Below are 14,951 nucleotides of genomic sequence, written 5' to 3'. Positions count from 1 at the left end.
ACATTGGAACATTTTCCTGAGATTGAAAAAAGGGTAGTGCGTGTTATCTGTAAAGACCGTGGTACTGCGTTTCTAATTAACGACCGCTGGCTTCTTACGGCTGAACATGTTGTCGCAAGGCATAACGTTGATCCTAATGAAGGGATCAAGATAGAGATTCCATATTTGTTTGATGCGGAATTGTCCATGAAAGCTGAGATTGTGGATGTGGATGAATCCCTAGACATTGCCCTCCTTCAATTACTTGAGCCTCTTGAAGGCGTACATGGATTGAAACTTGTCAGTGCTCCAATTCGTAACAAGACATTGTGGGAAACGTTCGGTTATCCTACAGCTAAATTGACCGCGGGGGAAAGAGTTAGAGGTCATGTGAGACGATCTCAGATTCGTAATGAAGCATTAATATGGGACATGGATTTATCCCTAGATGATGAAATCAAAGATGCTGACGCACTGTCCGGTGCTCCGGTCATCATTGATGGGGTTGTACAGGGAGTTGTTCTTAGGCAGCTTGAAGGCACCTTAGGTGCTATCAGTATCGAGAAGATCAGAGGATTTCTGGAGAAAAATGGAATCTTGTATGAAATAGCCCCTGATTCTGACGAACTTCCCGAAGGATTAAACGAGGTCGCAAAACAGGCCATCCTTAACCATCCTGTTATTGAAGAATTGGAGCAGCATATTATTCAAACCCGAAAAGGGTTTTTAATGATCAAGGGGAGTCCGGGCTCTGGAAAAACAACGCTTACCGCAACTTACACTCCGGATTCAAAAGAAATAGATATTTGCGGTAAGTACTTTGTTAGAAATGATCTGGATGATATTCCAGTCTCGTATCGGGCATCTGAAATTACATTTGCGGAATGGTTAGACGCGATCATTCACCGAGTACTTTACAATGACGTACCCGAAAAAAAGGAGCGTCTTTTGCGCGATTGGATCAGCCATCTTAGTGATGGATTGCGTAAGTTATCTGCTCATTATGTAGATAAAAATCAAATCGGTGTTTTCTTCATTGACGGAGTTGATGATGTTCACCATTTGGGCAAGACCACAGACTTTTTTAGTCTAATACCGGAAAATCTGCCTGATAATGTCGTGGTGATCATCTCCGTTCAGACTGAAGAGGTCCTTCCTGCTCACCTTCAGGCAAGGCTGTCTTCTGAACGTGTTATTAAAGTAGTACCTCTTGCAGTGGAGCAGTGTAGACATTACATTTCAACTAGAACATCAGGCTTACAACTTCCGCTCGCATTGATAGATTCCATTTCCGAAAAGGCAGAAGGCCATCCGCTGTATTTGCGATATCTGGTTGAATTTGTGAAGCAGTTGAGTGATGTACAGGAGATTGAAAATTGGATTCGAGAAGTGCCTGCATTTGGTGGAGAAATAGGTAATTACTATGAATCGATCTGGCAAACTGTTAGAAGAAATCAACATGAAACCTGGATGTTAGGTACAGTTGCAAGATTGCGAAGTGGTATTGATAGAGCGTCATTGGAACGCATGTTACCTGACGAAGCAAGGTATGTTTTTCTGTCCGTGTTCCCAAAAATACAGCATCTCTTGGTTAACGATGATACCGTCTCAATATATCATTCTTCTTTCGCTATGTTCATAGACGAAAAAACGAATGAGATTGAAGAACGGGTTCATAAGGCCATTACGCAATTCTGTATCGATAATCGAGAGCACCCTTATGCAGTCAAAAACATTCTCTTCCACATGTTGAACGCTGGTGAGGAGATGAGAAAAGAAAGTGTGCGTCACTGTAACCAAGGGTGGGCCGATAGATGCGCTAGATGGCATGTTGAACCAGATCTTATTTTAGCGGATTTAGAGCAGGTCTTGGATGCTGCTATTATTTTGGGTGATATTAGTGCCGTTATAAGTCTTCTACTTTTGTCCCAACGAATCAGCTTTAGATACAATAACATCTTTGCCGAATATGCGGCTGAACTGGCCACTACGTTGATCGCGATGGGGAGATCAAAGGAAGCGATTCGTTATATTATTCGTGAATCGGTTTTGATCGTCTCGGGCTCGGATGCCCTCTATTTTTTACATCGCTTATACGAAGCTGGAGCCGCTGAGGAGGCAGAAAAACTTTTTAAAGCTATTCGTATGCGGTTTGTGAATCAGATGGATCACGGAAGCGTGACCTTTGGAACTATGAAAACATATTACGGAGCCCTAAGCATTGAGACTGCCGTAAATTCTAAAAATCCCACCGATGATTTCTCTCAAAAACTTTATTTTCTTTACAAAATTTTTGAGCAGGGCGAATCGACGGATGATGATTCTAGGCTTATCGAAGATATCGTGGCTTATAATAGGGCGTATTTGCTTTGGAAAAAAGGCATCTACATACCAATCTCAAGTTACGTGGAACAGGGGGTTCCTTTTGGGAAAGGGATTGCAACCTTATTATGTAAAATACTTTTACATCTAGATGATCTTGAGGCATGGGGTAACTTCTCAGAGGTACCTCAATACCAAGAGTTACTTCAAGATATTGAATACGTAATGGGGCGGTACGGTATTGATGAAGATGATACGCAGTTAATACTTGTTGCGTTAACGGATGTGAGTTTGAATCCGGATATCATCAAGAAGTTGATTGATGAAGTTAAGGGAATAACTGACACGAAGTTTTCTTTGCGAAAATCCAATGGTGTTGATCTTGATAACCAGTCAGTTATGAACTATTTAGATGCGTGGCGGTACAAGGGGTTTCTGGAAGAAGAGGACAACTACCCCTCGATTATGAACTTTGGAACATCTGAGTGGGAATATTATTTTGAGGAAATTCTCTCATTTGTGGGCTACATGTTAGGCAAAGCATGGAAAGCGGTGTCTATGAAGCAGAGTGACCGACTCGCAAGCGTATCCGCAGCGTTGGAGCAATATTTGTTGCCTAAGTTGATTGCGCCTCTCAAGGAGCGAGTAGATTGGGACAGAAGCTATGCTTTGCCAGAATCATTTTATCCCTACGTCTTCAAAGAAGTTGCATCTTTTTATGTAAAATATTGTGTCGATCAATTACCAGTATTCGTTCAGATCGTTGAATCCCACTCCTCGGATCAACTGGGTTTATATACCGAAGGTTTTCGCGGAGCAATGTTTTCAATCATTACGGAAATGATGAAAACAAAAAAGCATGTAAAAAGTACATTTGGTTTGTTGAAAGTTTTGGAAGAACACATTACTCGTGGGGTGCAAAATCGTTGGGAACGTTCTAGGGACTTACTTCAGACAGCAGAACTCTATGCAAGACTTGGAAGCGAGCAGCGTTCCCAAACAACCTTTCAGCAAATGCTGGACACATCAATGGGGCCTTCTTGGTATAAAGAAGACCAACTTACGCTTCTTGAGACGTCGATCTCCTATTTACAACGTTCGGGTGAATTGTCGGTACATCTCAAAGAAATCGCGGGACATTACGATTTTGCATCCGGTGAAATGACGTTCCAACGTTATGTGCGTCAAGTAAAGGAAGCGTTCATCGGAAGCTTATGTTCTATGGGGAGGGTCACTCACGCAGTCGAATATTTTAAAAATACTGTCCTTCCTACGCCTGAAAAAGTCCTTCAATTTGCGGAATCCGTACAAATTGATTCTCCAGAGCCGGGAGAAGGGTATGTTTTCGGTGCTGGAGGACTGGAAGAACAAAGTTGCATATTGGAGATACTAGAAAATGCTCCAAACGTGAAAGGGCTTTTGAAGTGGGCATTCTGTGAATTATTCCTAATTGGGGATGACCGTTACTTTGACCGTTATACAAGAATTATGGCAGACTTGCTAAATGAACGGGAAACAAGTGGCTCTGATGAACTGCCAGTACTTTATCGACGGTTGCTCAGAATTATGATATCTGATATGTCACCTGATAATCGAACGGAACTGCTATCACATCTGAAGCGATGGTTATCACAAAGTAATTACAAGTCCTTAACCTTGTTACTAAAAAAAGCTGGTCTGAGTCTGGAAAAAGAAGAGGGGGATTCTGACTGGCAGCCTTCGTCAATGCAAGGTGCGGAGTTTGACGTTATCCAAGATGAGCAATCGTCAAGTGAAGAGGACGATGATCGGCTCTACTTTCCTGGTACGTTCGGGAAAATGAGTGCTATGAAAAAACTCGAACAGCAAATGTTGCTAGCTAAGGATCAGTTGGATATAGAAAATGTTCGTTTAGCAAAACAACATTTTGTAGAGGGATTGGAAAATGTTCAAACGGGAGCATGGAACATATGGACAAGCAATGCAGGAAAAGAAGTGGTCGCAGCTTTTGAAATGCTGTCCAGCTTAAGTAATACGGAGGAGTTTGTCCAATCTCTTCATGGCTTGATTTTGAACGAAGTGTATGCCGCTGATTGGACAATGGTAAATAAACTTATTACCTCTATCGGGAAGAAGTTGGATAGCTCCGAAGCTAGTAGAGTATTTCATGCCGTATTAGAGCATATCCGCTTCATGTTAAGAACTCCAGATGATGTCATTACAAAATATGAATGGTTTGAACAAGAGACTCAGGATACATCTAACAATATTCTGCTGACAGACCTATTCATTTGGTTGTTCAATCACCCGAAAAATATTATTAAACATCGTGCTCCACAGATATTAAAAGGGATGACTAGGATTGACTCTAGCTTCTTTGTGCCTATGCTCATTAATAAAAGCGTATCCCTAGAAACCAGTGTCTCTCCTGAAATCTGTGCCGGAATTTTGCATAGCTTAGCGATTGAAGACGCAAGTTTGGTTTGGGAATACATCCAGATCGGAGAGAATCAAAAGCGTATCGCCGAACTTGATCATTTCATGATTAAGCATTCGTTCCTAGAAATTGCGAACCTTGCCAGAAAGGAATATGGCGATGCAGCCGGATTTTACACACTATTGTCTGAGACTTTCGCAACTGATCAGACAAAGAGGGAGTTGGATTCCCATTCCCACCAAGGAGTAGATATGCCATACTGGTTGAGAGAGTTTAATTCACTGCTTACTCCTTTGGAACAGTTAGGATTACTGGTGTCTACTGATTATGAGGAGTTGGTGAATTGTATACGCCAATTGTGCCTCCCTCTTAGCGTTGAAGAGTTAATAAGGGCAGACAGTTATGTTGCCAGAAGCTATAGGTCGTCCAATCAAAAATCTGAACTACTTGAAAGGGTTCGGAAAGGAATTAACCAACTACTGTCTAAAAGGGTGAGTCATGAAAAGTTGACTCAGGCGGCTAGTTTTTTGCGTATATACAATCCCTACTTTCCTATAGAGGGAATTCGACTAACAAGCAAACCTAGTTTACTCTCGCTAATAGAGGAGTTAGTCTCTGGGAGTGGGGACGCTGAGCATTGTACACAAGATGGGGCGTATGATTACTTACATTACCTCGAGACGATATTTTGCCCGTTGGAAGGTCCGAAAGCAGTTGAAATTATTGGTTTCCTTGCGGGACCAAACGCTTTCCAAATTCCTTTTAAAATTGGGGATCTTTACGATACCTTTTTTTCAAATGAGCAACCCAATTTTCAAGATGTGACATCGAGCCCATCTCAGATGTACAGGCCAGCTATATTCAAAGTCGAGCCGATAGAGGAAGTATCTGGTGGTATTATGACCCCGGCGTTTATCCATCCCCAGCTAGACGATCTCTTAGGTGAACTTCGAGAATTGGACGTAATTCGGGAAAGTTGGCTGGAAGGTAGGGACTGGGATGTCGACCGGATAGGTATGCCTCTGCGGGAAGGATGCCGTTTGCTCATATCAAAAGAGAATACCAGGAGGTTGAGTTTAACACCTTGGAGGTTGGTGTGGCTCGTTCGATATGACTTTACCACGTCGTTTATAATTGATCGTGATCAGAGAACAATTATTCGTTTTGGATAGGAGGAGCCTTCTAATGAACATCGCGCCAATGGAAACACCTAGGAACAGGCGAGAATTTGAGAGGCGTTTTTTCTTAACTGCAGAACAGATCCATAATAACAAAATGGACTTCTCTGCCGGCGTTAAAAGATCGATCGCTGGTCTAAGAAAAGTAAGGTTTTTGCCAAATAATCGTATCGACTTTTTAAGTGTCGATGAGACTGCACGACTTCATGTGAACATGATGGCAAACTTTCACGATAGGGATTTTTAACCACATGAAAAGCCTGTCCATTCAATGGTCAGGCTTTTTCATGTGCGCCCAGTATTGGCGATGCCAAAATGTAAACGAAAAAATGACCATGCCCGCAATTAAAGGCGCGTTCATTTTTTTATTTTGTAGAGTTGGCGATAATCTTGGCTAGTCTTTTATAGAAGATCGGGTTCTCACAGTCTGTTGATTTTCTTTCGGGTGGCATGAGGAACGTGGAACCTGTGTCAGAACGAATGACTTTTACGGAAGTTTGCATAATTTTGCCCTCCGATTCTTCTGTGTAGGCGCATTCAACTCTCCAAGCACTTGAGGTCGGAAAGGTGTTTTGCTGTTTTTAGAAGTTGAAAAGAGTACGGAGATAGGTGCAAAATGGAGGGAGAGATGAGACGAGCAACACCGCGACAGGAGGAGATTCAAATGAAATACTTACGCCTAATGAAGGAATTTCTTCGCGCTGCTGTGGTGGAAGAGATGGAGTACCGTTCCAACTTCTTCGCCAACGTGCTCAGCACCGTATCCGGCTTGTTCGTGTCGCTTTTGACCCTGCAAGTTTTTTTCAACCAAACGCAAGCGATCGGAGGGTGGAGTTTTGAGCAGGTGCTCGTATTGCTCGGCATCTTCAACGCTCTCGACGGCGTGGTAAAAATGGTGCTGCGCCCCAACATCGGACGCATTGTCCAGCACATCCGCAAAGGCACGCTCGACTTGATCCTCACAAAGCCTGTGGACAGCCAGTTCTACGTCTCGTTCCGGCACATCCTGTTCTGGCCGATCACCGACGTGCTCATGGGCCTGGGTCTCGTCGTGTATGCCGCTGTGAAAATGAACCTCGCCTTCACCGCTTCCCACCTGCTCTGGTTTGCGCTGATGTTCCTCGCGGCACTGGTTACGCTCTACGGAATCTGGATGGTGCTGATGACGATGTCGTTCTGGTTCGTGAAGGTGGAGAATTTGACGTTCCTGTTCACGTCGCTGTTTGAAACGGCACGCTTCCCCGTGCAAGTGTACAAGGGAATTCTCCGAGCGCTTTTGACCTACGTGTTTCCCGTCGCCGTGCTCACCACGTTCCCGGCCGCCGGGTTGATCGGCAAACTGACGTGGACGGATGCTGTGATTTCGTTCATCATCGCCATCGTGATCGTCTTCGTCGCCCGCTGGTTCTGGAAACAGGCGTTGAGAAATTACACGAGTGCCAGTTCCTAAATTCCAAGCATTATAGTAAGATTACTAGATAAATGCAAACACACAAAAAAACCAGGGAGTCACTGCGTCTCCCTGGGCCCTTCTTCTATGATATAAACATTGGCTTGCTTGACTCCAAAGTCGCGGGCCGTCGTATCGTCGTTGAAAAACACGTCGATGTGCGGACCCTTCACTGCACCTCCGGTATCTTCTGCATAGCGGGGGCCGATCCCCGGAATGTACACCACGCTGTGCAAAGGGATCAGGTCGGGGTCGACGGCTACCGTCATCCCTTCCTTGGCGGTTCGACCGCTGGCGGTGATGCCATACCCTTTGTCACCCGGATGTTTGCCGGTGGATTCATAGGAGTTCGTGTAGGCCGTCAGCATGCAAGTAATTTTGCGTTTGTAGCCCACGGGTTCACCGTTGCTCGCGACCGTGACGCTGGCGGCGATGTCCCCAAGCTCTTCCCGCGTTTTGGTGTGCTTCACCGTGTTGAGCGGAACTTGCAGCGTATCGCCCACTTTGAGGTTATCGGGATTCACCTCAGGGTTGTGCTGCATGATATGCTCCACTTTGGTGTTGTACCGAGTTGCAATCTCGAACAGCGTGTCGCCTTGGGCAATCGTATGACGCGCCATCTGCGGCTCATCATGTCGGATCGGTGCCGGACTCACCGAAGCACTTGCGGTCGGCATTTGCGCATGGAGCACTTTCAGGGCAGGGAAGGCTCTCGAGTGCAACTCCAGAGGTTTGACCGCCATATGGGTAAGCGGTTGCGCCTCGCTGATGTGATGGCCGGCGGTTGACCAGAGCAAACAGGTCGCCAGCGCGACCATCACTATACTTCGTGGTTGCATGGCAGATCGTCACTCCTCGAAGCGTTGTAAGTACGTAAAATCAGTCTTACTGTGCCCGAGGCGAGACGCCGCTATACAGAAATTCGATTGGCAGATTGAGAACGTCGCACGTAAGTTACACTATTTCTACGCGATACAGAGAGGGAGTTGTTTTTGATGAGCAAACATGACTTCAACAAATTGGGATACAGCACGCGCATTCTCCACGCCGGTCACAAAGTCGACCCGACCACCGGTTCGCACAACATGCCGATCTACCAGACTTCCACGTTCGTATTTGAAGATGCAGACCAAGGCGCCGCACGATTTGGCGGCACCGATCCGGGCTACAAATACAGCCGTCTCGGCAACCCGAACACCGATGCACTCGCGGAGAAAATCGCCGCTCTGGAGAACGCGGAAGCCGGCCTCTGCTTCGGTTCCGGCATGGCGGCCATTTCGACGGTCATGCTGCACCTCTTGAAAGCGGGCGACCACATCGTGGCGGCCGATGCGCTCTACGGCGCGACGTTTGCGCTTTTTGAAAAGACGTTCAAAAAGTACGGCGTCGAAACGACCTGGGTGGACACCTCCGACGTGGAGAAAGTGAAAGCTGCGATCCAACCGAACACCAAAGTCATCTACTTGGAAACGCCGGCGAACCCGACGATGAAGATGGCCGACATCGCCGCGATCTCCGAACTGACCCAGGGCACCGAGATGAAAGTCGTCGTCGACAACACTTTCATGTCGCCGTACTTCCAACGTCCCATCGACCTCGGGGCTCACGTTTCCATCCACTCGGCCACCAAATACATCGGCGGTCACGGAGACGTTGTCGGAGGAATTGCAGTCGGCTACGCGGATATCATCAAACCTCTGTTCGGCACGCTCAAGGAACACGGCCCGATCATGGGGCCGTTTGACGCGTTCTTGCTCAACCGCGGTGTCAAAACGCTGGCTCTGCGCATGGAACAGCATAACAAAAACGCCCTCGCCGTCGCCAAGTTCCTCGAAAGCCATCCGGAAGTCGAAGAAGTCTACTACCCGGGCCTCGAATCGCACCCGCAACATGAACTGGCGCTGCGCCAGATGAGCGGATTCGGCGGTACGATGTCGTTTGTTGTGCGTTCGTTTGAGAAGGGCAAGTCGGTCATGAACAACGTGAAACTCGCGCATCTGGCCGTTTCCCTCGGAGACGTTCATACGCTGATCCAACACCCGGCGTCGATGACCCACGCGATTATGCCCAAAGCAGAACGCGAAGCATCGGGCGTCACCGACGGTCTGATCCGTCTGTCGGTCGGCATCGAGGATGTGGAAGACATCATCGCCGACCTCGACCAAGCGCTGAAGGCATAGACATTTTTTGCAAAGAGGAATATGATAGGGGTTAACAACTGCAAACCGCGATGCTTTGAGGAAGAAGAGTAGCGGCGTAGGTATGCTTCAGAGAGCCGGCGGGAGGTGCGAGCCGGTGCATGCGACGTTGTGAATGGCCTTCCGAGCACTGGACCGAACTTTTCTTTTTTGAAAAAAGTAGGCTCCGGCGGACCGTCCCACCGATACAAGGGGCTAGGTATAGCAGTTGTGTACCGATTGAGCACAAACAAAGGTGGCACCACGGGTCTCTCGTCCTTTACAGGAGGAGAGGCCCGTTTTTTGTTGCCCAAAAAAGGAGGTGGGTCGCGATGAGCGACGGCTGGTGGTGGAGGTTTGGACGTGAACAAAAAACACATTGGAGGGTTACTGATGACTAAATTGGCGAACACAACGAACTCGAAACGACTGGTATCCGGCATCCGTTCAACGGGTGAACTGCACTTGGGCAACTACTACGGCGCGATGATGGATTTGGTGAACTACCAAGAGGAGTACGACGCGTACTTTTTTATCGCCGACTTGCACTCGCTGACGACGCACCCGAGCAACCCGAACTTGCGCGAGAACGTGCTGAACGTGGCGGGCAATTACTTGGCGGCCGGTCTCGATCCGGAAAAATGCGCGCTGTACGCGCAGTCCTCCATCGCCGCCGAAGTCTCGGAGCTGGCGATGTACCTCGGGATGATGATGCCGCTCGGGGAGTTGCTGCGCTGCCCGACCTTCAAGGAGAAAGCGAAGAAACACCCCGACAACGTCAACTACGGACTCGTCGGCTACCCGGTGCTGATGGCGGCCGACATTCTCATTCACAAGGGCGAATTCGTGCCCGTGGGCGACGACCAGATGGTGCATCTGGAGATGGCGCGCACGATCGTTCGCAAATTCCGCCAGCTCTATGGAAACATCTTCCCCGAACCCCAAGGGATGACCAAAAACGCCGTGCGCATTCCGGCGCTCACCGGGCAGGGAAAGATGAGCAAGTCTGACGCCGCCGACTCCTACATCTCGATGACCGACCCGCAAGACCTGATCGAGAAAAAAATCAAAAAAGCGTTCTCCGACCCGGAACGCCTCTACAAACACCAACCCGGTCACCCGACGGTGGAGGGCTGCAACATTTTTCATCTGCACTCGTACTTCACAGACGAACAGACGCGTGCAGAGCTTGAAACACAGTGTGTGCGTGCCGAGATCGGGTGTGTCCAATGCAAGGCACGCTTAGCAGAATCTATAAAAGACATCGTCAACCCGTTCCGTGAGCGTCGGGAAAAACTGACTGAACAGTTCATTTTAAATGTGCTTACAGATGGTCAAAAACGTGCCAAAGAATCGGCACAGCGCACGATTGCAGAGGTACGCAAAGCGGTTGGAATCATTACCGTCTAACCAACTCTCGCGAAAATTATGCAGATGCCCTCTAGATTTTTGGTCCAGAACTGTTACAATGGAGGAGATGTAACTGTATCATAGGGTATAGGCATTTATTGAAATAGGGGTGAACCATAGTGAGTAAAGACCTTGGTTGGAAAGTAGGCGGGGCGCAAGGCGAAGGCATCGAGTCTACCGGTGATATCTTTGCACTGTCTCTCTTCCGTCTCGGCTATTATGTTTCCACGTATCGTCACTTCATGTCCTTGATCAAGGGCGGCCACACGAATGGTAAAGTTCGTGTTACCACCGAGAACAAAGGTCACCACGGCGACGACCTGCACATCCTGCTGGCGTTTGACCAAGAGACGATCAACTTCAACTTCCACGAACTCGTGGACGGCGGTTTCTTGATTTACGATACCTCCATCAAGAACGTCGAAGTTCCGGAGAACGACAAAGTCAACATCGTTCCGGTTCCGTTGACCGACATCGCGAAGGAAGCCGGTTCTACGATTATGAAGAACATGGTTTCCATCGGTGCAACCGCAGCGATCATCGGCCTGACCCCGGACGACTTCCGTTCCGTTCTGACCGACCGTTTCGGTTCCAAAGGCGATGACGTCGTAGAGTCCAACATCCAAGCGATGCAAAAGGGCTACGACTACTACAAAGCCAACTTCAGCAACCATATCGAACTCCCGGCTCGTCCGGCTCTGCGTCCGGAGCGTCTGTTCATCTCCGGTAACGAAGCGACTTCGATCGGTGCAATCGCAGGCGGCGCTCGCTTCCTGTCGCAATACCCGATCACTCCGGCAACCGAAGTTATGTACCAAATGGTCAAAAACTTCCCGAAACTGGGCGGCGCTGTCGTCCAAGCGGAAGACGAAATCGCAGCCGTCATGATGGCAATCGGTGCGAACTACACCGGTGCGCGCGCGCTGACCGCTACCTCGGGTCCGGGCTTCTCTCTGATGATGGAAGCACTCGGTCTCTCCGGGATCTCGGAAACTCCGCTCGTCATCATCGACGTTATGCGTGCAGGTCCGTCCACGGGCCTTCCGACCAAAACCGAACAGTCCGACTTGTACACGATCATGTACGGTTCGCACGGTGAAATCCCGCGTATCGTCCTGACCCCGCGCAACGTCGAAGAAGTGTTCTACTTCACCAAGGAAGCGTTCAACCTGGCTGAGAAGTACCAATGCCCGGTTATCGTCGCAACCGACCTGTTCATGGGGATGAACAAATGGACCGTCGAATCTCTCGACTTCGACAAGCTCCAAAACAACCGTGGCAACTTTGCGTCCCAAGAATACCTCGACTCCCTTGAGAAGGGCGAGTACAAGCGTTTCGACGTGACCGCAGAGAACGGCATCTCCGTTCGTACCATCCCGGGCATGAAAAACGGCCGTTTCGTTGCCATGGGTAACGAATCCGACGAAGTCGGCGTGGAAATGGAAGAAGCAGAACTGCGCGTCAAGCAAATGGATAAGCGTGCGAAGAAACTCGTAGGCTTCGACGATATCGTCGGCGCTTCCTACGTAGGTGCTGAGAACGCTGAACTGCTGCTCGTGGACTTCGGTTCCACTTCCGGCATCCAACGCGAAGTATACGAGGCACTGGTAGAGGAAGGCGTTTCGGTCGGCCATCTGTCCCTGGCACGCGTGCTTCCGTTCCCGACTGCTGATGTGGCTCCGTACATCAACGCAGCGAAGAAAATCCTCGTAACCGAACTCAACTCCACCGGTCAGCTGGCTCAACAGCTGAAGCAATTCGTCGGCGGTCACGAGAAGTTTGAATCCTTCCTGAAATACAGCGGCGACCCGCTTCTGGTCCGCGAAGTTCTGGCCAAAGCGAAGGACGTTGCAGCAAGCTTGAAAAAAGAGGTGACGCTCTAATGGCAACATTGGCAGATTTCCGTGCGGAAAAACCGAACTGGTGCCCGGGTTGCGGCGACTTCACCGTCCTCGCAGCACTGCAAAAGGCAGCAGCAAACATCGGTCTCGAGCCGGAGGATATGGTAACTGTTTCTGGTGTTGGTTGCTCGGGTAAGATCTCGCAATACATGGGTTCCTACGGCTTCCACTCCCTGCATGGCCGCTCCATTCCGGTTGCGACTGCAGTGAAGCTCTCCAACACTGACCTGACCGTTGTCGCAGCAGGCGGCGACGGCGATGGCTACGGCATCGGGATTGGCCACTTCATCCACGCTCTGCGCCGTAACATCGACATCACGTACATCGTCATGGACAACCACATCTACGGTCTGACCACCGGTCAAACGTCCCCGACCTCTGACAAAGGGACCAAGACCAAGACCGCTCCGGATGGTTCCACCGACGAGCCGGTTCACCCGCTGCAAATGGCGATCATGGCTGGTTGCGGTTACGTTGCACAAGGCTACTCCGGTAACCTCAAGCAACTGACCGAGCTGATCGAAGGCGGCATGAAGCACAAAGGCTTCTCGCTGATCAACATCTACTCGCCGTGCGTCACCTTCAACAAAGTCAACACCTACGACTTCTACAAGCAAACCTTGGTCAACGTAGACGAAGATCCGTCCTACGACAAGACCGACCGTTTCGCTGCGATCAAGAAGATCGAAGAGTGCGACGAGCACCTCACCGGCTTGCTGTACCACAGCACCGAGAAGCTCCCGTACCACGAAGCAAACTCCAACTTCCCGTCTACTCCGGTTGTCAAGGCTGACATCAACCTCGACCAAGAGAACTGGGGCAAACTGATCGCGCAATTCAAGTAAGCCTGAATTGTGCAGAAAAAAGCTCTTGTACGCGCGTGCGTGCAAGAGCTTTTTCTATTATTCTAAAAGGAGGGAACAATAGCGCGGAGGAGGAAGTTTGGTTGAATCGGTGGAGAGGGTTTGCAATGGTTTTGATAGGCGGCGCGTTCTGGGGGTTGTCCGGCACGGTGGCGCAGAAGTTGTTCGTGGAGGAAGGGTTCACGCCGGAGTTCTTGGTTTGCTTGCGGATGCTGGTGGCCGGGATTCTTTTGTTGCTGATTGCTCTGATTGGCGAGCGACGGGAACAAGTGCTCGGGGTCTGGAAAGATACTGGATCACGCGTGCGGTTGATCGTGTTTGGGATTATCGGGATGCTTGGGGTGCAGTATACCTACTTTGTCGCGATCGAAGAGGGCAATGCGGCGACGGCTACGTTGTTGCAATATTTGTCGCCGTTGCTGGTTGTGATCTATCAAGCGTGGGTGAACTCCCGGATGCCGAGCGGTCGAGAAGGATTGGCTGTGATGACGGCGCTGGTGGGGACGTTGCTTTTGGTCACGAACGGTTCTTGGCATAACCTCTCGATTTCGACCGCTGCGGTTGTTTGGGGTTTGTTGTCGGCGGTTGGGTTGGCGTTTAATACGATCTATCCGTCGGAGCTACAGCGCAAGTGGGATTCAACTGTGATTGTAGGTTGGGCGATGGTGATCGGCAGTATTGCTCTGGCGGTGATCAATCAGCCTTGGAATGCCACGGGGATGCACTGGTCGTGGGTGAGTGTCGCAGAGGTTGTTTTTGTGGTCTTGTTCGGGACGTTGATTGCGTTCTATTTATTTGTAGATAGTCTGCGTTATTTGACGTCGACGGAAGCATCGCTGCTGTCGATCATCGAGCCGTTGGTAGCTGTCTTGGCATCGGTTGTGTGGTTGAAGGTGCCGTTTGGTTTTTACGAGGGAGTCGGTGCTGTCTGCATTCTGCTTACGGTGACGATTCTGTCGTTGGGTCGAAAATAGGAGTATGAAAACAAAATCAGGACCTCTCTTCGCGCGATCCTCAGATTTGGGAGGAATCGCGCGAATTTGTTTTTGTTTGGGGGACAAGTCTTGTTGTGGCGGTGTCATGGGCATGATAAGATAACTCTTGTCGCCGCGAGAGACAAGCGGGTGATGAGATTGATCCTTGAAAACTAAACGAGTGATAGATGAAGATCGATTCGAGTCAGAACCAAACTTTTATTGAGAGTTTGATCCTGGCTCAGGACGAACGCTGGCGGCGTGCCTAATACATGCAAGTC

The 14,951-nt window shown here is 49.2% G+C and carries 9 protein-coding genes, 1 rRNA gene and 1 other annotated feature; of the genes, 9 read left to right on the top strand and 1 reads right to left on the bottom strand.

Features of this window, described 5'->3' with window-relative positions; translation table 11 throughout:
• Nucleotides 1–3 precede the first annotated feature (3 nt).
• The 3 genes from JJB07_RS06945 (at nucleotide 4) to JJB07_RS06935 (ending at nucleotide 7,345) form a co-directional block, all read left to right on the top strand.
• Nucleotides 4–5,889 carry a S1 family peptidase gene (locus tag JJB07_RS06945; RefSeq protein ID WP_201632810.1) on the top strand — a complete coding sequence of 1,962 codons (5,886 nt, stop codon included), beginning with the start codon at nucleotides 4–6 and terminating at the stop codon, nucleotides 5,887–5,889.
• Between the two features lie 13 nt (nucleotides 5,890–5,902).
• Entirely contained in the window at nucleotides 5,903–6,142 is a 240-nt protein-coding gene (gene avs1c / locus JJB07_RS06940; protein WP_201632807.1) for an AVAST type 1 anti-phage system protein Avs1c, read from the top strand.
• 417 nt (nucleotides 6,143–6,559) lie between these two features.
• A complete protein-coding gene (locus JJB07_RS06935; RefSeq protein WP_236587875.1) occupies nucleotides 6,560–7,345 on the top strand; it encodes an ABC transporter permease in 786 nt (261 codons plus the stop codon).
• A 59-nt stretch (nucleotides 7,346–7,404) separates the two neighbouring features.
• On the opposite strand, the gene JJB07_RS23950 is transcribed toward JJB07_RS06935, so the two are convergent.
• Nucleotides 7,405–8,184 (bottom strand): 3D domain-containing protein, encoded by a 780-nt coding sequence (locus JJB07_RS23950; protein WP_236587873.1) that lies wholly within the window; start codon nucleotides 8,182–8,184, stop codon nucleotides 7,405–7,407.
• Nucleotides 8,185–8,340: 156 nt separating this feature from the next.
• Here JJB07_RS23950 and JJB07_RS06925 point away from each other — a divergent pair, with 156 nt between their 5' ends.
• The 6 genes from JJB07_RS06925 to JJB07_RS06900 all read left to right on the top strand — a co-directional run.
• Nucleotides 8,341–9,525 carry a trans-sulfuration enzyme family protein gene (locus tag JJB07_RS06925; RefSeq protein WP_201632800.1) on the top strand — a complete coding sequence of 395 codons (1,185 nt, stop codon included), beginning with the start codon at nucleotides 8,341–8,343 and terminating at the stop codon, nucleotides 9,523–9,525.
• A 46-nt stretch (nucleotides 9,526–9,571) separates the two neighbouring features.
• Nucleotides 9,572–9,806 (top strand) — a binding site (T-box leader).
• A 109-nt stretch (nucleotides 9,807–9,915) separates the two neighbouring features.
• On the top strand, nucleotides 9,916–10,932 hold the full coding sequence (trpS, locus tag JJB07_RS06920; RefSeq protein WP_201632797.1) for a tryptophan--tRNA ligase: 1,017 nt from the start codon (nucleotides 9,916–9,918) through the stop codon (nucleotides 10,930–10,932).
• 119 nt (nucleotides 10,933–11,051) lie between these two features.
• A complete protein-coding gene (locus tag JJB07_RS06915) occupies nucleotides 11,052–12,815 on the top strand; it encodes a 2-oxoacid:acceptor oxidoreductase subunit alpha (RefSeq protein ID WP_201632794.1) in 1,764 nt (587 codons plus the stop codon).
• Nucleotides 12,815–13,678, top strand: coding sequence for a 2-oxoacid:ferredoxin oxidoreductase subunit beta (locus JJB07_RS06910; protein WP_201632792.1), 864 nt, complete (start codon nucleotides 12,815–12,817; stop codon nucleotides 13,676–13,678). The genes JJB07_RS06915 and JJB07_RS06910 overlap by 1 nt, the downstream gene beginning before the upstream one ends.
• A gap of 101 nt (nucleotides 13,679–13,779) precedes the next feature.
• Complete coding sequence (locus JJB07_RS06905; RefSeq protein WP_236587871.1) at nucleotides 13,780–14,670, top strand: DMT family transporter; 891 nt, start codon at nucleotides 13,780–13,782, stop codon at nucleotides 14,668–14,670.
• Nucleotides 14,671–14,888: 218 nt separating this feature from the next.
• Nucleotides 14,889–14,951 (top strand): 16S ribosomal RNA (locus tag JJB07_RS06900); the annotation flags it as partial.

The sequence above is a fragment of the Tumebacillus amylolyticus genome (assembly GCF_016722965.1).
Classification (GTDB): Bacteria; Bacillota; Bacilli; order Tumebacillales; family Tumebacillaceae; genus Tumebacillus; species Tumebacillus amylolyticus.
The sequence above is the reverse complement of the archived record's forward strand: the minus strand, read 5'-3'. Positions and strand labels throughout refer to the sequence as shown.